21 protein-coding genes are annotated in these 19,509 nt (G+C 54.3%); 7 read left to right on the top strand and 14 right to left on the bottom strand.

Annotated elements, in window-relative coordinates; translation table 11 throughout:
* Positions 1-159 precede the first annotated feature (159 nt).
* The 3 genes from rpmA to ACN08Y_RS05340 all read right to left on the bottom strand — a co-directional run bounded on the left by rpmA (position 160) and on the right by ACN08Y_RS05340 (position 4,427).
* The gene (gene rpmA / locus ACN08Y_RS05330; RefSeq protein WP_135013898.1) at positions 160-417 is read right to left on the bottom strand and encodes a 50S ribosomal protein L27; all 258 of its coding nucleotides are present in this window, start codon (positions 415-417) and stop codon (positions 160-162) included.
* Between the two features lie 56 nt (positions 418-473).
* The gene (gene rplU, locus ACN08Y_RS05335; RefSeq protein ID WP_419099576.1) at positions 474-785 is read right to left on the bottom strand and encodes a 50S ribosomal protein L21; all 312 of its coding nucleotides are present in this window, start codon (positions 783-785) and stop codon (positions 474-476) included.
* 363 nt (positions 786-1,148) lie between these two features.
* The gene (locus ACN08Y_RS05340) at positions 1,149-4,427 is read right to left on the bottom strand and encodes an Rne/Rng family ribonuclease (RefSeq protein WP_419112040.1); all 3,279 of its coding nucleotides are present in this window, start codon (positions 4,425-4,427) and stop codon (positions 1,149-1,151) included.
* 553 nt (positions 4,428-4,980) lie between these two features.
* Here ACN08Y_RS05340 and ACN08Y_RS05345 point away from each other — a divergent pair.
* Positions 4,981-5,607, top strand: coding sequence for a vitamin K epoxide reductase family protein (locus ACN08Y_RS05345; protein WP_419099574.1), 627 nt, complete (start codon positions 4,981-4,983; stop codon positions 5,605-5,607).
* A gap of 80 nt (positions 5,608-5,687) precedes the next feature.
* On the opposite strand, the gene ndk is transcribed toward ACN08Y_RS05345, so the two are convergent.
* From ndk to ileS, 4 genes are all read right to left on the bottom strand, one after another.
* Positions 5,688-6,104 (bottom strand): nucleoside-diphosphate kinase, encoded by a 417-nt coding sequence (gene ndk, locus ACN08Y_RS05350; RefSeq protein WP_419105316.1) that lies wholly within the window; start codon positions 6,102-6,104, stop codon positions 5,688-5,690.
* Between the two features lie 164 nt (positions 6,105-6,268).
* The gene (locus ACN08Y_RS05355) at positions 6,269-6,709 is read right to left on the bottom strand and encodes a DUF4233 domain-containing protein (protein WP_419099572.1); all 441 of its coding nucleotides are present in this window, start codon (positions 6,707-6,709) and stop codon (positions 6,269-6,271) included.
* A 15-nt stretch (positions 6,710-6,724) separates the two neighbouring features.
* Positions 6,725-8,149 (bottom strand): bifunctional folylpolyglutamate synthase/dihydrofolate synthase, encoded by a 1,425-nt coding sequence (locus ACN08Y_RS05360; protein WP_419099571.1) that lies wholly within the window; start codon positions 8,147-8,149, stop codon positions 6,725-6,727.
* Positions 8,150-11,464 carry an isoleucine--tRNA ligase gene (gene ileS / locus ACN08Y_RS05365; RefSeq protein WP_419112041.1) on the bottom strand — a complete coding sequence of 1,105 codons (3,315 nt, stop codon included), beginning with the start codon at positions 11,462-11,464 and terminating at the stop codon, positions 8,150-8,152. It abuts the gene before it with no gap.
* A gap of 759 nt (positions 11,465-12,223) precedes the next feature.
* Here ileS and ACN08Y_RS05370 point away from each other — a divergent pair.
* Positions 12,224-12,673, top strand: a complete 450-nt coding sequence (locus ACN08Y_RS05370; protein WP_419112042.1) for a winged helix-turn-helix domain-containing protein — start codon at positions 12,224-12,226, stop codon at positions 12,671-12,673.
* Between the two features lie 104 nt (positions 12,674-12,777).
* A complete protein-coding gene (locus ACN08Y_RS05375; protein WP_419112043.1) occupies positions 12,778-13,302 on the top strand; it encodes a DUF805 domain-containing protein in 525 nt (174 codons plus the stop codon).
* A 72-nt stretch (positions 13,303-13,374) separates the two neighbouring features.
* Here the strand turns inward: ACN08Y_RS05375 and ACN08Y_RS05380 are convergent, their stop codons facing one another.
* On the bottom strand, positions 13,375-13,506 hold the full coding sequence (locus ACN08Y_RS05380; protein WP_419110355.1) for a hypothetical protein: 132 nt from the start codon (positions 13,504-13,506) through the stop codon (positions 13,375-13,377).
* A 225-nt stretch (positions 13,507-13,731) separates the two neighbouring features.
* On the opposite strand from ACN08Y_RS05380, the gene pdxY reads away from it, so the two are divergent.
* From pdxY to ACN08Y_RS05400, 4 genes are all read left to right on the top strand, one after another.
* Positions 13,732-14,583: a pyridoxal kinase PdxY gene (gene pdxY, locus ACN08Y_RS05385; protein ID WP_419099568.1), complete on the top strand. Its 852-nt coding sequence runs from the start codon at positions 13,732-13,734 to the stop codon at positions 14,581-14,583.
* Between the two features lie 423 nt (positions 14,584-15,006).
* Entirely contained in the window at positions 15,007-15,345 is a 339-nt protein-coding gene (locus ACN08Y_RS05390) for a hypothetical protein (protein WP_419112044.1), read from the top strand.
* Positions 15,342-15,728, top strand: coding sequence for a hypothetical protein (locus tag ACN08Y_RS05395; RefSeq protein WP_419112045.1), 387 nt, complete (start codon positions 15,342-15,344; stop codon positions 15,726-15,728). The genes ACN08Y_RS05390 and ACN08Y_RS05395 overlap by 4 nt, the downstream gene beginning before the upstream one ends.
* 68 nt (positions 15,729-15,796) lie before the next feature.
* Entirely contained in the window at positions 15,797-16,225 is a 429-nt protein-coding gene (locus ACN08Y_RS05400) for a hypothetical protein (protein ID WP_419112046.1), read from the top strand.
* Between the two features lie 115 nt (positions 16,226-16,340).
* Here the strand turns inward: ACN08Y_RS05400 and ACN08Y_RS05405 are convergent, their stop codons facing one another.
* The 6 genes from ACN08Y_RS05405 to ACN08Y_RS05430 all read right to left on the bottom strand — a co-directional run.
* Positions 16,341-16,763 carry a hypothetical protein gene (locus ACN08Y_RS05405; protein ID WP_419112047.1) on the bottom strand — a complete coding sequence of 141 codons (423 nt, stop codon included), beginning with the start codon at positions 16,761-16,763 and terminating at the stop codon, positions 16,341-16,343.
* A gap of 293 nt (positions 16,764-17,056) precedes the next feature.
* Positions 17,057-17,608, bottom strand: a complete 552-nt coding sequence (locus tag ACN08Y_RS05410; protein ID WP_419112048.1) for an RNA 2'-phosphotransferase — start codon at positions 17,606-17,608, stop codon at positions 17,057-17,059.
* Between the two features lie 138 nt (positions 17,609-17,746).
* Positions 17,747-18,379: a hypothetical protein gene (locus ACN08Y_RS05415; RefSeq protein WP_419112049.1), complete on the bottom strand. Its 633-nt coding sequence runs from the start codon at positions 18,377-18,379 to the stop codon at positions 17,747-17,749.
* Between the two features lie 14 nt (positions 18,380-18,393).
* Positions 18,394-18,588, bottom strand: a complete 195-nt coding sequence (locus ACN08Y_RS05420; protein WP_419099566.1) for a hypothetical protein — start codon at positions 18,586-18,588, stop codon at positions 18,394-18,396.
* Between the two features lie 16 nt (positions 18,589-18,604).
* Entirely contained in the window at positions 18,605-19,066 is a 462-nt protein-coding gene (locus tag ACN08Y_RS05425; RefSeq protein WP_419105322.1) for a barstar family protein, read from the bottom strand.
* Positions 19,056-19,509, bottom strand: a 454-nt coding sequence (locus ACN08Y_RS05430) for a ribonuclease domain-containing protein (protein WP_419112050.1), incomplete at its 5' end; no start/stop codon positions are given. The genes ACN08Y_RS05430 and ACN08Y_RS05425, both read right to left, overlap by 11 nt.

Raw genomic sequence — 19,509 nt, forward strand, 5'->3', positions numbered from 1 at the left:
AATAAAGCTCCTTAAAGCTAAAAATAAAAAATAGTGTGGGTATAAGTCTACAGGCTCAAAAAAGAGCAGGTCTGGTTATTGCGAACCTTACCCAAAAACATGAGAAAGGGCGACCACGTCTAGCGTGGTCGCCCTCTACACTGAAAAAGCTATAAAACCTTACTCAGCGGCTGCAAGGATGTTGACTACCTTGCGGCCCTTGCGGGTACCGAACTCGACCTTGCCTGCTGCCAGAGCGAACAGGGTGTCATCGCCACCGCGGCCAACATTGTTGCCGGGGTGGAAGTGGGTGCCACGCTGACGAACGAGAATCTCGCCGGCATTGACGGTCTCGCCGCCGTAGCGCTTAACACCGAGGTACTGGGGGTTTGAGTCACGGCCGTTGCGGGTGGAGCTTGCGCCCTTCTTATGTGCCATTGATGCCTACCTTAGGTAAAAAGAATGGGTTGTTTTAAAACCAGTCTAGTGCGAACTTACGCCTTGATCGCAGTGATCTTAACGGTGGTCAGTTCGGCGCGGAAGCCCTGACGCTTCTTGTAACCGGTCTTGTTCTTGTACTTCTGAATAACGATCTTGGGACCGCGGAGGTCTTCGATCTTTTCAGCAGTTACCTTGGCAGAAGCCAGGGTCTTTGCATCAGCGGTGACCTTGTCCCCATCAACTAGCAGCAGTACAGGAAGCTCAATAGTGCTTCCAGGCTCACCAGCGACGCGGTCAAGGGTAACGAGATCTCCTACTGAGACCTTTTCCTGGCGGCCGCCAGCGCGAACAATTGCGTATGCCACTTGGGAACTCACTTCTCTTGACGTCATTTTAATAATTGCAAGATAACCATCTCTGAAAGCTTCACCGGCTCAACAGCAAGGTGCCTTACCCGGTTACCACAGTTTGCACCGGGTATTTTCAGTGATGAATTATCCTCTGTTGGCTTGGCCTTGAAATACCCTAGAGGATGTTCATGCCCTAGCTGAACTCACGCTAACGCTTGCTTGTGAGAACAGCACCAGCTCACAAGTTTACGCCTTAACCTTGCGTTGGGCAAGCAGAGAGCAGGGGTGTGGGCAAGCACTCACCCTCAATCTCGCGGTAGCTCAAAACGCAAACAGGCCCCCGTCCCGGCGAAGGGGCGGGGGCCAACCGGCTAGGGCTTAGCGGCCCTGACGCTTGATGTCAGCGGCAGAGACACCAACACCCAACATAACGGGGCCGTTCTCAGCCGCGGTTACCGGCTTCTGAACCTGCTCAAGGCTGGCAACAACCGAAGTACCCTGGGCAGCTGCAACTTGCTCAGTCTTGACAGCCGAAGATCCGGCACCTGAGCTGACAGCACGGCGGGGGCGGCGCTTCTTACGCGGAGACTCAGCTACCGGCTCAGCGATAGCTTCGACCTGCGCTACCTCAGCAACAGGCTCAGCAGCTTTCTTACCTGGGGTTGCCACACCGGTGACACCGGGTTCAGCAGGAACCTCAAGGGGAGCGACATACTTGACGTCCGAGCTGGTAGCCCTGCGTGGACGCCGGCCACGGCCCCGACCACCTTCAGGTGAGCTATCCCGCTCATTCCAGTTACGGCGGTTGGAGCTACGACCCGTACGGTCGCCACCGCGCTGGGGAGAGTCCTTAGACTCTTCGCCGTCGCGAGGTTGGTACTCACGGCCAGCACGCTGGGAGGCGCGGGCCCTAGCCTCAGCGGCACGGATAGCATCGAGCCTGGTTGAGCTTTGCGTAAAGCGAGAGTCAGCCTCGGGGTCAACTTCCAAACTGGCATCAGAGTTCGCAGACAGAGCATCGGCAGAAATCTCCTGACGCTGTTTACTGCCACGGCGCTTACCCTGGTTGCGGGCACGGCCTACGGGGCGGTTGTCCTCTTGATCCGGGGCCTCAGAGTCGAACACAGCGGCCAGAGTTTCAAGCGTGAAGGAGCCCTGCTCCCCCATGCCCTCTTCAAGAGACTCAAGCTCACCACCGGTGGGAAGCTCAATGACATCATCACCGATAGTAAGGACCTGCTCTGCACCCTGCTGGCTAGCATCAAATTCTGCACCAGCTTCGGCACGGCGGTTACGCTTGCGGCGCTTACGCTTACGAGCTGACTTAGATTCGGCTTCTCCCTCTTCATCCTCGTGCTGGCCACTGGTAGCGGCTACCAGATTGGCAAGAGCCGCCTTACGGGCCTCAGCCTTCTGCTCATCGCTCTCATCAATTTCGGCGATGTCAGCACGGCGAACCTGATTCTTCTGGTTGCGGTAACGCTTGCGGTCATCGCGCTCAGAACGGTGAATGAAGTCCGACGCGCCGCCGCTACGGCCCTTCAGCGGCTGGTCATGCACCAGCAGACCACGGCCTGCACAGGCCTCGCAGGGCTCCGAAAAAACCTCAAGCAGGCCGGTTCCCATACGCTTACGAGTCATCTGAACCAGACCCAGGGAAGTCACTTCAGCGACCTGGTGCTTGGTGCGGTCACGGCCCAGGCACTCCACCAGACGGCGCAGTACCAGCTCGCGGTTAGACTCAAGGACCATATCAATGAAGTCAACCACGATGATGCCACCAATATCGCGCAGACGGAGCTGACGGACGATTTCTTCGGCCGCTTCCAGGTTGTTCTTAGTAACGGTTTCTTCCAGGTTGCCACCGCTACCGGTGAACTTGCCCGTGTTCACATCGACTACGGTCATAGCTTCGGTGCGGTCAATCACCAGCGAACCACCGGAGGGCAGGTAGACCTTACGGTCAAGTGCTTTCTGGAGCTGTTCCTCAATACGGTAGTGGTCAAAGAGGTCATCGTCCTCTTCCCACTGCTTGAGGCGATCGAGCAGATCGGGGGCAACATAGGTAACATAGGCCTCAATCGAGTCCCAGGCTTCCTGCCCCTGGACCATCATGGACGTAAAGTCCTCATTGAAGACATCGCGGACCGTCTTGATAGTCAGATCGGGTTCCTGGTAGAGAAGCTCAGGGGCAAGTACCTTGCGGGACTCGCTCTTTCCCTTGATTTCCTCCCACTGAACACGCAGACGGTTGATATCGTTGCTCAGCTCTTCTTCGCTAGCGCCCTCAGCGGCAGTACGCACAATAACGCCCGCATCTTCGGGGAGCTTGTCCTTAAGAATCCTCTTCAGGCGCTGACGTTCAACATCGGGTAGCTTACGAGAAATACCGGTCATAGAGCCACCGGGTACATACACCAGGTAGCGACCAGGTAGCGAAACCTGGCTGGTCAAACGGGCACCCTTATGCCCCACGGGGTCCTTGGTTACCTGCACCAGCACCGAATCCCCAGCTTTGAGAGCGTTCTCAATTTTGCGGGGGGCACCATCCAGGCCACTGACATCCCAGTTGACCTCCCCCGCGTACAGCACAGCGTTACGGCCACGGCCAATGTCAACGAAAGCAGCTTCCATAGAGGGCAGAACGTTCTGGACCTTGCCCAGATAGACGTTGCCAATCAGGGAATCCTGCTGGGTCTTAGAGACAAAATGCTCGGCCAGAATACCGTCTTCAAGAACACCGATCTGGAGACGATCGTCCTTCTGACGCACCAGCATCTGGCGGTCCACCGACTCGCGGCGGGCCAGGAACTCAGCCTCGGTGATGATCTGGCGACGACGGCCGGTTGCGCGGGTTTCGCGGCGGCGCTGGCGCTTAGCCTCAAGGCGGGTAGAACCGCGAACACCGGTGACCCGGTTGCTACTGTGAGAATCAGGCAGGCGGGGTGCGCGCACCTTAACAACGGTGTCCTCGGGATCACCCTCAGTGCCACCCTCAAACTCAAGGTCAGCGTCGCCGCGGCGGCGACGACGACGACGACGGGAAGTAACCTCAGGGTCAAGATCAGCCAGACGGCGCTCGCGTCGCTCAGCCTCTTCTGCCGCACGGCGGGCCTCTTCCTCAGCGCGGAGCTGTTCCTTGATGGAATCAAGGTCGGGTGAGTAGAAGAGCAGGCTATTAGCGCTGGCAGCAGCTGCAATACGGGCCAGTTCTTCTTCTTTCTGTTCACGCAGGGTCTTCTGGCGGGCAGTTTCTGCGGCCTGTTCCTCGGCGGTCATGGTCGGGTCTAGCCCGCCAGCTTGGTCCTCTTCCTCGGCGACAACAGCTTCTTCTACCTCTTCCTCCGTCTGCCCTGAGGGTCCTTCGGTGGCTTCCGAGGCACTGTCGGTAGATGACTGCTCAGCGGGTTCGGCAGACTCGTCGACTTCGCTGGTTACTGTAGGACTTTCGGGCTCCGAATCGGATTCACCCTGCGGCGCGACTTCTTGGGGTTGAGCCTTCGTGACAGGGCGACGGGTGCGAGTCCGCTTTTTGACGGGCTTATTCTCAGCGGCCGGAGCCTCCTGAGTCTCAGGCTGATCTTTAACCGCAGTCTGAGGTTCCTCCACAGACTGGGGTTCGAGGTTTCCTGGGGCCTCGTTCTGTTCGCTGCTCATCAGCGTCCACTCTCCTTTAAGTACATGTGCCGCCACCGCATGAGCGGACTTATAGTTCGTCGATGATCCCACCGCTTACTAACGCGGTGTCCACCGAAATCCTGTCTACCCGGTTCGCTAGAGCACCTAGGCTTATCCTCGGTCGGTCAAGGCTTCTATGCTCCGTACCGAGTGAAAACCGGGCCAGCGGCGACCTCCGAGGCGGCCCATCCGGGGCCACTCTTTGCAGGGAATAACCGCTCCGACAGCGCAAAGCTAGCGGCGTAGCGGTCTCCTATCAGGGTGCCTACTGGGTAGTGAGACCGTATGCGGACGGCACACTACCACACTCATTCTCTCACAGACAGGGACATTTAGCCCCATTAAAGTAGGTGAGCCTTTCACGGCAGACCGAGCACAAAACCAGCCCGCTCCAAGGACCATCAAGGCCACAGCCATACAGCAGCTGTGAACTTTCGTAAAGAAACCCCGACGGTGGCACTTACCCCCTTGCTCCGGGAGACCTGCGCGTACTATGGAGAGGTAAGCGCTAGATAAAACCTAAGGATTCGCTGTGTCTACACCCGTTAGCAGGCTTGATACCCTACCGGAAGAAGAACATGCCAGAGCAGACCGCCGTCTGGGCTGGTTCACTCTACTCCCTGGCCTCATCGCTTTAGCTTCTTCCTCGATGCTAGTTTATGAGCGCCTGCAAATTTATATGGACGGGGCCCACAAATCTGTCTGCGACCTGAACGCCCTCCTCAACTGCGGAACGGTTATGCGTACCTGGCAGGCTGAAGTATTCGGCTTCCCCAACCCCTTCATCGGTCTGGTGGGTTACGGAATTGTTCTCGCTATCTCCACCGCTCTCATAGCTGGAGCCCGCTTCAAGCGCTGGTACTGGATCGGTATGCAGGTAGGGCACACGCTCGCTATGGCTTTCGTTCTTTGGCTCTGGTACAACACTACTTTTGACATCAATGCCCTGTGCCTGTTCTGCATGATTGTGTGGGTTATGCAGACCATGATTTTTGTTAGGGTGACAGCCCGTAACCTCCAGGCCGGTCTCATCCCGGCTCCCGAATCAATCCGTCTGGCCGCCCCCACCTGGACCTGGTTCTCCATCACACTGATTCTAATTCTAGTGTTCGGTATCGTCTTTATCCGCTTCTTTGACGTGATCGTGGGAATGTTCTAAACCCAGCCTCACCATCAGAAAAGCTGTGGCCTCCACTCAACTGGTGGAGGCCACAGCTTTTTGGCACCTGCCTCAAACCCTTAGGAGGCGAACCAGAGGGCGATTTCTCGGGCTGCCGATTCAGCTGAATCGGACCCGTGAACCAGGTTCTTCTGGACGCTCTGACCCCAGTCACGGGCAAAGTCACCGCGGATAGTGCCGGGAGCCGCAGTGGTGGGGTTAGAGGAACCCATCAGGCTGCGGGCACCCTCAATAACGCCCTCGCCCTCAAGTACCAGAGCAACAACAGACCCGGAACCCATGTAAGAAACCAGCGGCTCGTAGAAGGGTTTGCCCTCGTGCTCTGCATAGTGCTGGGCCAAAAGCTCCTGGGAGGGGACCAGCATCTTTAGCTCAGCCAGGCGGTAGCCCTTACGCTCAAAACGGGCCAAAATTTCACCGGTCAGGTTGCGTTCTACGCCATCGGGCTTAACCAAAATTAGGGTGCGCTCAGACATGAAGATCTCCTTTAGTAGTCAGGGAAAAGTTTATTCTCACCCTACCAGAGTAGGAGGATCAACCTTAGAGTTATCAGACATAAGCGCAGTGCCCCCGAACCGCACAGGGCGGGCGAGGGCACCGGGCCGCTTGAAAAGGTTGTAGCTAGAAGAGGTTTCAGTCTTTATCTATTTCGCTGAGCCTTCTCCCATTCTTCCTGTTCGCGGGCACGAATCTCGTTTTCCGCGTCAAGGCGGCTACCGCGAGTCACTCCAAACCAATAGGCCACCGCAAAAGCGGCACCCACCAAGAACATGGAAGGCAGAGCAAAGCCAACCGCAATCAGCAGGACCTGTAGGAGGTACCCCAGATGGTAGCCCCAGGGTTTACGGAGCAGAGCCGGAGTAAGTACCAGGGCACCTGCCAGGAAAAGACCCAGCACCCAGATCAGGACTTTGATCCAGGTAGGGTCATTGAAATGGTGGCCAAAAATAGCCAGGGTCGCAAAGAAAGCAACCAGAGCTTCCAAAGAAAGCACCATGGAGGTAAACAAAACCTTGATAGACCGCCGTTTGGGGGCTTGCCCGGGCTTCCACTCCCGCTGAGCGCGTGTCATACGAGCCATCGGTTATTCCTTTCCTTACAGACCTAGCAGGGTGCTGGCTTGGCCCACTACGGTGATAGAACCGGTGACCAGCACAGCAGAGTTCAGGTTGGGAACATCAGCCGCAACAGTGACAGCAGCAGCAAGAGCATCGGCCACATTTTCGTGGGTCTCGACCTTATCCTCATCAAAGCCTGCTTCAAGGGCCAGCTCCACAAGAGCCTCCGGGGCAATTGCACGCGGCGAATCAGAGGCAGTCAGGTGCAGGACAGTGCGGAAGTCCTGACGATCGACGTACTCGCTGAGCAAGATCTCGAACATGCCAGCAGCATCCTTCTCACCCAGAATACCTACCACCAGATGCAGTTCCTGGAAGCTGAAGGACTCCTTGAAAGCGGTAGCCGATGCAAGCAAACCGTGAGGATTATGGGCCGCATCAAGCACCACGGGCGGCTCAGTACGGGCAAGTTCCAGGCGACCGGGTGAACGAACCTCACCAAAAGCCAGTTTAACCAGCTCAAGGTTCAGTTCTTTCTGCCCACCACCTAAGAATGCTTCCACCGCTGCCAGGGCCACCGAGGCGTTCTGAGCCTGATGGGCACCAAAGAGTGGCAGGGCAATGTCATCGTAACGGGTAGCTAGGCCCTCAATAGTGATGAGCTGGCCCCCCACACCTGCGGTTCGTTGGGTCGTCCCAAATTCAACACCCTCGAAACGGTAGTCGGCGTTCTGGGCCTGGGCTGCTTCAAGTAAGACCTGTGCCGCCTGCGGGTCCTGAACGGCAGAAACCAGGAAACCATCAGGTTTGATGATGCCGGCCTTTTCAGCGGCAATTTCGGCCAGGGTCTCCCCCAGTATGTCGGTGTGGTCAAGGCCGATAGGGGTCACCACTGAAACCGTAGCATCGGCGACATTGGTGGCATCCCAGGTGCCCCCGATACCCACTTCAAGAACCATGACGTCAACCGGCTCATCGGCAAAGATAGCGAAAGCCAGAATGGTCAAGGCCTCAAAGTAGGTGATACGGGGCTGACCTGCGGCTTCAAGCTCAGCATCCACAATATCCAGATAGGGCTTGATTTCTCCCCAGATACGCACAAAAGTGCTATCTGCCACCGGCGCACCGTCAATACTGATGCGCTCGGTGACCCGTGCCAGGTGAGGGCTGGTGTACCGGCCGGTACGGATATCGTGGGCCATGAGCAGACGCTCAATCATGCGGGCGGTAGAGGTCTTCCCGTTCGTTCCGGTCACATGAATCACCGGGGCAGAGCGATGAGGCTCCCCCAGGATATCCACAGCCCGACGCACTGCATCAAGACGGGGTTCCATCTTGTTCTCGGGCGCACGGCCAAGAAGCTCCGCGTAGACCGTTGCCAGGCCGGGGGCGTCATCCGCAAGGACGCCCTGAGCCTGAACCTCGGTGAAGACAGGATCTATATTCAGGGACTGGTCCGTCATTTAGGCCTTCTCTACGGTGGCTGAGAACTCAGTTCCCTCAGCGTAGGAGATGCTCACTGCCAGAGTCTCACCTGCAACCAGCTGCTCGTGGGCGCGAATCGCTTCAAGGTCAGCAGCAGGTGCCAAGACGGTGAGCTTGATACGGTCAGCGACGTTCAGGCCGGCTTCTTTACGCTCGGACTGGATTGCGCGGATTGCATCGCGGGCAGTGCCCTCTGCAAGGAGCTCATCTGTCAGGGCGGTATCAAGAACTAGGAATCCTCCACCGGGCAGAACAGAAACCGCGCCTTCGGCGGCCCCATCGGCCTCAGCGACCACGGTTTCAAGCTCATATTCACCGGCCTCAAGAGCCATACCACCCTCAACAGCCTGGAAGCCAACGACCACAGTACCGTCCTCGGCGACCTTCCAGTCACCGCTCTTGGAAGCCTTGATAGCGACCTGAACCTGCTTGCCCAGGCGGGGCCCAGCGGCACGCGCATTGACCTTAAGTTGCTGAGAGATACCGAAGTCAGCAGGGGCCACCTCTGCGGCATCCAGCAGTTCAACGGTTTTGATATTTAGCTCATCAGCGATGATGCTCTCGAAGGTTCCGGCGAGTTCCTTACCGCCAGCAACAGCAACAGTCAGGTGAGCCAGGGGCTGGCGTACGCGCAACTTCTTAGCCTTACGCAAAGCCGAACCGGCAGAAGCAACTGCCCGGGTAGTCTCCATGAGAGCAAGCAGGTCCTCTTCGTTCTTGAAGTCCTCAGGGGTGGGCAAATCGGTCAGGTGAACCGAGCGCTCGCCGGTCAGGCCACGGTAGATTTCCTCGCTGGTCAGCGGAAGCAAGGGGGCGGCAACCTTGACCATAGTGACCAGGGCGGTGTAAAGCACATCAAAGGCTGCGGTATCTTCGTTGAAGAAACGCTCGCGGGAACGGCGCACATACCAGTTAGTCAGAGCATCGGTGTAGGAACGCAGAGCATCGCAGGCGGCAGACACATCGTAGGCGTCCATTGCCTCGGTGACCTGGGCGACCAGCTGGCGGGTCTTGCCCAGGATAAAGCGGTCCATGACGTGCTCGGCCTCGGAGACCAGTTTTGCCTCGTAGCCAGTGCCCTGGTGAGCTGCGTTGGTGTAGAGAGCAAAGAAGTGGTAGACGTTCCACAGGGGTAGCATGACCTGGCGGACCCCCTCACGGATACCCTGTTCGGTCACAATCAGGTTGCCACCGCGCAGAATGGGGGAAGACATCAAGAACCAGCGCATAGCGTCAGAACCATCGCGGTCCAGCACCTCGGACACATCGGGGTAGTTGCGCAGGGACTTAGACATCTTCTGCCCATCTGAGCCCAGCACGATACCGTGAGCAATGACGTTCTCAAAGGCAGTACGATCAAAGAGCGCGGTTGCCAGAATGTGCATGGTGTAGAACCAGCCGCGGGTCTGGCCGATGTACTCCACAATGAAGTCAGCCGGGTAGTGAGCCTCGAACCACTCCTTGTTCTCAAAGGGGTAGTGGAACTGGGCGAAAGGCATGGAGCCGGAGTCGAACCAAACATCCAGTACGTCCTCTACACGGCGCATGGTGGACTTACCGGTGGGATCATCGGGGTTTGGGCGGGTTAGCTCGTCAATGTAGGGGCGATGCAGGTCAACCTGGCCGTCCTTGTTCAGGGGCAGGCGACCGAAGTCTGCCTCTAGCTCAGCCAGTGAACCGTAAACGTCGGTGCGGGGGTAGTTGGGGTCATCGGAAACCCACACAGGGATTGGTGAGCCCCAGAAGCGGTTACGTGAAATTGACCAGTCGCGGGCGTTCTCTACCCACTTACCGAACTGACCGTGCTTGACGTTCTCGGGGATCCAGTTGATATTCTCATTCAGTTGGCTCATGCGGTCTTTGAAGTCGGTGACGCGCACATACCAGGAGGTGATGGCGCGGTAGACCAGCGGGGTGCGGCAGCGCCAGCAGTGCGGGTAGGAGTGCACGTAGGACTTCTCACGAATCAGGGTGCCGTCGGCCTTGAGTACGTTGATGATGGTGCGGTTGGCATCAAAAATCTGCACACCGGCAATATCTGCCAGGGGCGCACCCTCAGCCAGGCTGGGGTCGGCGAACAGGTCAAGGAACTTAGCGCCCTCGTCCATAGAGAGGATCACGGGAATACCGTAAGCCTCGCAGGCCTTCTGGTCCTCTTCACCGTAGGCAGGTGCCTGGTGTACCAGACCGGTACCATCGGTGGTGGTCACGTAATCAGCCAGCAGAATCTGCCAGGAGGTTGCGGTGCCAAACTTCTCGGCATCGGTGAAGTAGTCCCACAGGGGTGCGTAGCGCAGGCCTTCAAGCTGGCTACCGGTGTAGGTTGCCAGGACAGCGGCACGGGCTGCCTCCACCGGGTTTTCTTCAGCGGCGTAGCCCAGGTCCTTGGCGTACTCCCCTAGTAGGTCCTCAGCCAGCAGGAAGCGGCGGCCAGCCAGCTCACCGGCACCGGCTACAAGGACGTAGCGCACCTGGGGGCCAACGGCAAGCGCCTGGTTGGTGGGCAGGGTCCAGGGGGTGGTGGTCCAGGCAAGAGCCTCAACCCCCACCAGTTCAGCGGCAACAGCCTGATCGGCGGCTAGGGAGGTGTCGCCGGTAATGCGGAAAGCAACGGTGACCGAGGGGTCCTGGCGGTCCTTGTAGACGTCATCGTCCATGCGCAGCTCGTGGTTTGAAAGCGGGGTTTCGTCTTTCCAGCAGTAGGGCAGAACGCGGAAACCCTCGTAGGTTAGTCCCTTGTCGTGCAACTGTTTGAAGGCCCAGATGACCGACTCCATGTACTCAACGTTCAGGGTCTTGTAGTCGTTCTCAAAGTCGACCCAGCGGGCCTGACGGGTGACGTATTCTTCCCACTCTGTGGTGTACTTGAGCACTGAGGCGCGGGCGGCATCATTGAAGTTATCAATGCCCATCTCGATAATCTGTTGCTTATCGGTCATACCCAGCTGCTTCATGGCTTCAAGCTCAGCGGGCAGGCCGTGAGTGTCCCAGCCAAAGCGGCGTTCGACTTTGTGTCCGCGCTGGGTCTGGTAGCGGGCTACCAGGTCTTTAACGTAGCCGGTGAGCAGGTGGCCGTAGTGGGGCAGGCCGTTAGCGAAGGGAGGACCATCATTGAATACAAACTCGTTGGCCCCGTTAGCGCCTGCCTCCCTGTTGTCAATGGAGGCTTGGAAAGTACCGTCCTGCTTCCAGTAGCTCAGCACGGCTTCTTCGAGTGCTGGGAAGGAGGGGGAAGCGGCTACGAAGCTGGCACCGCTTGCGCTTGCCTTAGGGTAGACAGGCTTTTGAGTCATGGTTGCGACCTTTAGTTCTCGACATGGGTTGAGTTTGGGTTCTGCAAGGACGCTAGGCCCGAACTAGGTGCCGGGTTTGGCGCGGTACCACCTTGCTTACTGAAAGAACCGGCCCGACTCCCAGCCATTGCCTTACGGGGCTTGCATGGGCCTGCGCCAGCGGCTAGCTCGTCGTGAGATGAGCCAGCCGCTGGCGCAGGTGCCGAACCGGTTATCAGTCGCTTCATGACAGCTGTTTCGGGCTTACCCGTCCGGGTCTACTGGGGTTATATCTATTCCGCGCACTCCCCTCGTCGCAACGAATTTACGGGGGTGTGCAGGTATAACCTGTTCTTCCGGATTGCTCGCCGGTGATGGCCGGGTCTTTGCAACTGATACTTAGTTTATGCGCTGATTCTGCCTCTGTCTAACCTGTTTTTGACCCATTTTTTACCTGTTTATTCATTGAGGCCTCAAATTACAGAGATGTGAGTACAAGATATAGGGGTAGCGCCCCACGGTGCCCCCAAGATAGCGGCCAGTGCAGGTAAAACAAGGTGAGCAGACCAACCTAAATTACAATTTTGGGTTTTGGGAATTCTGCTCTTCGAAGCACTCTCCCAACTAGAATTACCACCGTGACAAACGATAAATCTACAGCTACTGTTCTCCCTTGGCCGTTCTTTGTTCGTCCAGCCTTGGAGGTACTTGAAGAGCACGATGTGGTCAGCACGAAAGACATCGTAAGACTTATCGAAGACCGATACCTAGCCTCCCCTGGTGCACGCTCAGCAAAAGTTGCCCAGCGGTATGAAAGTTTCTGCTCACCGTATTGGCTGGACGCTCAGCCACATCACTAAAGCAGGATGGGCAGTCCGTCCCTCGAAAGGCTTCTATACCATCACTGAAGCCGGTAAAAATTGGCTGGAAGGTAATAGAAACACCAACCTTACCTATGCAGAAGCGAACAAAATATTTAGGCAATTCTGGCCTCAGAGAAAAACGAATGGGGAAATAAGCTCTGTTGATTCTCATAATCTAGAAATTGATTTGGAGCCCCCGGCTGAATCAATCGAAAAGGGTATCGCTCTTCTCACTTCACAAGCGAAAGACGAGTTACTGGTGCGCCTTGTTGTTGAGCTGGACGAAGAGTTCTTCGATGATGCCGTATGTAGTGATCCAACCGATTCTGCGCCCCCATTGCGCCCTTTGAGAGCTTCCACCGATTAGTTCCTGAGATATTTGGTGCATGGGATATCACGGTAAGTAGCGTCAATGCCTGCCATAATAGTACTTGCACATTTTGTTTACTCTATCTATCTTGAGGTCTTACAGTGACTCAGTCAGCTACCCCCACGCACCCGTCACCCCGCCCACACGTCAGCTTTGGACAGGCCCTTAAAAATTGGCGCAAGTACATGTTCCGCTTTAGCGGACGCGCTTCACGCTCAGAATTCTGGTGGGTCATGCTCGTATGGTTTATTATCAGCTTGGTGCTTTCCATAATAGCTTTGGTGGCAATTGTTCCAACATTCAACCATCTTCAGCAACTACAAGAAGCGGCGTCCACAAGTCTGGATGCATACAATGAATACAGGCAGGCGTCTAATGAGCTCGGCCCGGCGTTGGCTGGTAAGACGTTGATTTTCGCACTTATTATCGGTGTATTTGGAATTGTACAGTTTGTCACCATGCTGGGCCTCTGGTGGCGCCGCCTGCAAGACGCCAATTTTCACGGTGCTTTTTACTTACTGAGCTTCGCAGGCCCCGGTGCACTTGTTCCCCTAATTATGGCTATTCTGCCCTCTAACCCTGCAGGTGTCCGCTTCGACAAACCAGAAGATGCAACCCGCCCGTAGAACTTACGTGGTTTAGCAATCATGCCGCTGACTCCTTACCCGGGTCAGCGGCATTTTTGTTGATCAAGCAGCCTACTGGAGCAATCCTTGCTCAGTCTGGGCCGCCCAGCTTGCGAAGCTCTGGTCGCGGTACTGGAGGTGGACCAGGTAGTTCCGAACCTGCGGGTCCACCTTACATATACGTAGCTGGTGGCCGGGACTCATGCTCCTTGTTGCCCCCTCCCGCCTAGGTTAGCTACCGCTGGCAAGCCCATTCACGCCAGCCCGACCATCCACTTCTCTGGACCCAGCCCTACCTACCCTTGATGTAGATCAGTCCTTTTAAGATTTGGTCACAAGCATGTACCGCCCCCTTTTTTCTATTGCCGCGTGGTGTAGTGAAAGGTCATAGGGTCACAGGGAATCATGGGTCTGTGACACAATACCTTTATGCGTATTTTGTCTATTCAGTCAGCCGTAGCCTACGGGCATGTCGGCAATTCAGCAGCAGTTTTCCCCCTCCAGCGCCTAGGCCACGAGGTTATGCCAGTCAACACCGTCCTCTTCTCTAACCACACCGGCTACGGTGAGTGGCGCGGCCCCTTGATGTCCGGCGACGATGTGCGTGAGGTTGTTACCGGTATTGAAGAACGCGGCGGCCTCGATGACACCGCTCTGGTCATTTCTGGTTACCAGGGTGGCTCATCCATTGGCGATGCCATCTTGGACGCAGTGGCTAAAGCCCGTGCCAAGAACCCCAAGGTACTCTACTCCTGCGACCCTGTTCTGGGTAACGCCACCAGCGGTTGCTTTGTTTCACCTGAGGTGCAGGAGCTGATCCGTGACCGGGTCATCCAGCACGCCGATATTATTACCCCCAACCAGTTTGAGCTGGGCTTTGTCACCCGCACCAACCCGCAGACCCTCGATGAGGTGCTCGAGTCGGTCAAGAAGGCCCAGAAAATTGGCCCGAAGACAGTGCTGGTCACGAGCGTTTCGACCCCTGAAACTCCCGGCAACAGCATTCAGATGCTAGCTGTCTCCGGCGATGAGGCCTGGCTAATTACCACGGACCGGCTGCCGCTGAAGGCTAACGGTTCAGGAGACGTGACCCAAGCACTTTTTGCTTCTCACTTTACATCGGGTAAGTCTTTGAAGGAGGCCCTGGAACTGACAACAGCCAGCGTCTATGAGCTTCTGAAGAACACCCTAGAATCTGGCCAGCGCGAGCTACAGCTCATTGAATCGCAGCAGTCCTATGTGGCTCCCCAGGTTTCCTTTGAGGCCGTGCGGATCCGCTAATTTCTACTTGCGTCAAGGCCCCGCTCCCCCGGTGGGCGCGGGGTTTTAGCGCCCTCCTGGGCACGAATTTGAGGTGGGGCTCCTCCGGCTCGAGTACTTGGGCTTCAGGATTTTACTGGAAGGGCGAAAGGATTAGCCCTGGCGGCGGTTAAGGTTATAGCGGGGTTTATATGTCCAGTAGTAAAAGCATCTCTAAGAGTTCTGCAACGCCTCTAGCCAAGCCATGTTATACACCCACCGCACCATCAGAGAACATTTGAGCGGTAGTGAGGGTTATGAGGCTGTATTGAGAGTCGTGTGGTTTGCAGTCTTCTTCATGTCTGGTTGATAACACTGAGATCGATGAATGTTGAGGCGTAGTTTCCAGGGGTGTCTATCCCTGGAATAAACAATATTTTGTTGGAGATACACTAAAAGATGACTATGAAGTTAAAAGATTTACTGGTGCTCTCTGCAGTACCGGGGGGTCTATTTGTTCTGTATTGGAGCTTTATTGGCTGGCAACATTTCTTTGTCTTGTTCCTGAGCGCTATTGGATTTGGAATATTAGGGTGTTTTCTGTTTCGTTCTTTACCGCACAATGTTGCTGGATGGTTATCCTTAATCCTCGCTGTCTCTGTGTTTGCATATGGTGTGGCAGGGAACAGTGTATGGCATAAAGCTATGGTTATGCTCATTCCAGGTTATTTACTGGGTGCACAAGTTGGTGCTACTTGGAGAGAAAGAACTAGAAAAATAGGCAGGAAGGGAAACACACGGTGATAACTTTTTGTGATTCTTCTAATCGGCAATTATGCATAGAGCAGACGCTTCAGCATAGAAAAGGTTTCCTAGGGAGAACCAAGATAATTCGTCGTGTTCGGGTAGGTATCGGTGAGCACTGGGCGGAGTTTGACTATCGTGAGTTGACTCAAGATTTTTTGGGTGGGCAGCAGATTGCGGAGTCGTTGTCTTCATCGGATGGTCCGGTATTTATTGCTAATGTTGATTGGGCTCCTAAGTCTTCTTTGTTTCAGGAACAGGTGGCTGGTGTCCCTGAGCATTGGTGGGTTCTTTGTTTTATGAATTTTGAGACTGACCCTGTTCAGGCGGCTTTTTCTCCAAAAGATTTTGATGAGTTTTTGAGTTTGGCGTCCGAGGGCTAGTGATTTGAAGGCTCCTGGTGTGTCGTAGGGTTTGATCAGGCTCGTGGGTAGTTGGAGAGGTGGTTTGTGTGGCTCTTGTTGATCAAGACCGTGGTGGTAAGTCTGGGGCTGGTGGGGCAGGTGTGGCTAGTCCGCGGGTGCGTAAGATTTTTATGCGGTGTGTGTGGACTTTTTGGGTTGTGGTTTTTGCTTATTACTTTGGTGATATGTATTTTTATCGGACGGTTGATTGTACTGTTGTGGGTGCTGAGGCTGTCAGTGGTGGGGGCGGTTTGCGGTCTGCTGGTTCGCGTCAAAGTGTTAATACTGAGACTGAGGAGTGTGGGCTGCTTGTGTTCGTAATGATGCAGAATGAGGGTTTGGATAGTGGGCAGGATTTGGCTGATGAGTTGAATCGTCATCGGGGTGAGCGGTTGCGGTTTCGGGTGAGTTATTTGTATGTGGGTCATTATGAGGCTCGTGCTGTGGAGTTGGAAGGTTTCCCGATTCAGGAGTAAGCGTCCTTGGAGAACTCATAGAAATAATGGTAAAAGAAAAAGATTCTAAAATAAGCTAAGCAGAATTCTTCTGGTTCTTACGTTATTAGGTTTTATCGGGGGGGGATGTATTTGGTTAATCCCCCCGCTTAAGGCCAGGTAAATCTCTGTACCATCTCCAGTGCCAGGGCATATCCAAAGGAAAATACGGGCTAGCAAACTTACCCTTGTCAGCTTCCTTCCCCAAAAAGAAATCCAGCAACTCCACAGCCAAAGAATGCTCCCCCACAAGCTCCAAAGCCAAAACATAATTCAAAGAATCCGGCGCAGCCGCACGCGGTAGTTCAGAACGCTTCTTCAACTCCGCCACAGCAAAATCCACCGTACACATCCGGCGCATCACATCAAACCCGCATTCTTGCACAGCTCGCAAAGGCAAACTTAAATCAAGCGCGCCCTCAGGACCATCCTGAACACTCCAAGTCCCCACCTGATCCTTCAAATCATCTGAAACATAATCATAAAGTGAGGACGGGTGCGAGACCTTCCTCGTATACATTTCAGGAGCAATCTCCTCGATGAGATTATTATGTGGGACCCAGCAAGAACCCACCTAGACCATAATCGAGGAACCGGTTCCGCTATTAGACTGAGTGGCAGTTGATGAGGTACCAAGCCAATCATCGGAAACAGGAAAGAGGTGCACTTCTATATTTTTTCGCAGTTGCATCTAGCGCGAGAAGTTCCTCGTGCCAGAGCTTTTGCACATCACCATCTCTTGCCATTGATCTTACCTTTCTGTGTATCCGTTAGGAATAAATGGTGAACCTCAATTGGATACTATAAATGCACCTAAAAGGCCTCAGTAATAAACTGAGCAGGAACACTATCGGCAAGCCACACCTTTGAACCGCTAGGGTAAAACGCAATACCGGCCGAAGACGCAGCAGCCGTATCAACTTCCAAAAGAACAACTTCAGTGCTATGCCTGCGCCCCACAGCAATGGCAGCCTCTTTACTTTCAGTTAGGTGAACATACTGACGGGTCATAGGTTTCAGCCCCTCCGCTTTTATACATTCCCAACTCTCTAAGCTCGTACCGTGATATAAAACTGCCGAAGGGATAGCCGGTGCCCTATCGACAGTTTGTACTGTTTGAGCAGAATGCCCATAAAGAGCACGAATCATGTCCCCCTGAATCTCATGGCGTTGCTTCTTTGCAGTACTGACCATTGAGTGCAGATCGTTTAAACTCACACCAGCATATTCAACAGAATACCTGTGGATTCCATCAAGTAAGTCAGAAATCTTGACCCACCCCTGGGAATCAGGGTTAAGCCCAAATTCCTGAGGTTCATGCCGCAGTGCATAAGAAATCAGCTTGCTGAGCTGGTTAGTTTTCATCGTTTTCTCCCGGGAAAGCAGATAGTATTCACCAGTTATTCTGAACCCAGTATCACAAATCATGCAAAATATTTCACTCTTAATGGTGGGGAGCCAAACTGCATTCTACTCATATAAAAACCAACAAAACCACCGCCCCTAAACACCACAACGCTCCCGAAAAGCCACCACAAAATCAACAAAATACGGCCGCTGAAACCTCAACTCCTTAGCAGCATGCCGCACCTCAAACTCATCCAGCCACCCCAAAGCCTCATCCCGCAAACCAGCAAGCTCAAGAGCCAACACATAACTAGCCCACCACCGAACACTACCCGCATTAGGATTACACCCCCACCGGCCCAAAACATCCAAGGTGTACTCCACCGAACACATCTTCCGCATATGCGGCACACCCTGCTCCACCAAACAGGTCAAAGGAGCCGACAAATCAATCGGCCCATAAGGACCCTCCTGAATCTTCCACTCCGGCCCCAAACGCTCACTCCGCAAAGGATCAATCTCAAACAAAGCCTCACCAAAAACCGGCTCCCCCTTATGCTCCACCAAAAAGGGCGCCACTTCACGAGCCAACTCCGTAAAAGGATGCCACACAACACCAATAGTCACATCAACAGAGGAACCAGTCCCATAATTAGAACTCGTAGTCAACCCAACAAAACCTGACCATTCCTCATCAAAAAAGTACTGGGCATCCCTGCCCACCTTCTTAAAACCCAACTGGGCTAGCTCAGCATGCCACAGCTTTTGCACATCACGATCTCTTGCCATACAAACCACCCTACCTAAACACCACAACGCTCCCGAAACCCCACCACAAAATCAACAAAATCAGAATCCTGGTACTTCAACTCCTTAGCAGCATGACGCACCTCAAACTCACCCAACCACCCCAAAGCATCCTCCCTCAAACCAACCACCTCAAGAGCCCACACATAACTAGCCCACCCCAAAACACCGCCCATATTAGGATTATTCAAAACCGCTGGTTTCTTACTAAGGCACCTCAACGAAAACTTTTATCATTCTCTCGCGGGGAATACCTGAGATATTATCGACAGGACTAAAAAGATACCGATGCGAATTCTCTAGCAGTTTAATAAAATCATCAGGACCTACAATAGTAGATTGGGATAATAAGTCAGAAAAATTCTTGATAATGATGACCCCGCCTTTGATTTCCCCCAGAGTCCATTCAGGTGAATCATCCCAATCCATATCAGCCAAACACTCCCCCATCGCTGACCAATTCTCACCATAGTACGCGGGAAAATGCATCTGGGAACCGATTTCTTGACATAAATCTTGCTCTGTTTTTACCCTTTTCCCATCTATTACTGCAGTGAGGTAACCTTCTTGCAAAGAATATTCAATTATTTCTTTTGCCTGCAAATTATTTACATTGCAGACTTGGAATTTTGGTGTCTGTCGGAAGTATCCCTGAATATTATCCACCATTGCTTGTTCCTTGTCGCATCATAATAAATGATTTGTAATGATTTGTTGTGTAGTATGCAGAACCGTCTGAGCCAGTGACTAAGCGATCAGCTGTTCTGGGGATGCCCTTAACCTTGGGGTCAACGTCCCATTCACGATAGCTAATTGGTTCGTTTTTTCCGGATGGTAACACAGCGCCCTTCCCATTATTTTCCCATATTTTTCCGCCCTTGAAACCACTTGGTGCCACGCCTTTTTGGTCTATAGTATCTAGCACCTGGTGGGCTTTCGCTTCCACCGGGCCGATAGGCTGAACAAACTGCGGCTCAGGAACAGGAGATAATTCGCCTATCCTAGGATTCGCACTAGAAGCACCACCTCCCGCTATTCCACTCGCATCCTTAGAAGCACTCTTAAGAGCGCCCCTCTCAAGCGTCTCAATGCCTCCACCCACGAGTTTCTTG

The sequence above is a fragment of the Rothia sp. P5764 genome (genome assembly GCF_048512965.1).
In the GTDB taxonomy this organism is placed as follows: domain Bacteria; phylum Actinomycetota; class Actinomycetes; order Actinomycetales; family Micrococcaceae; genus Rothia.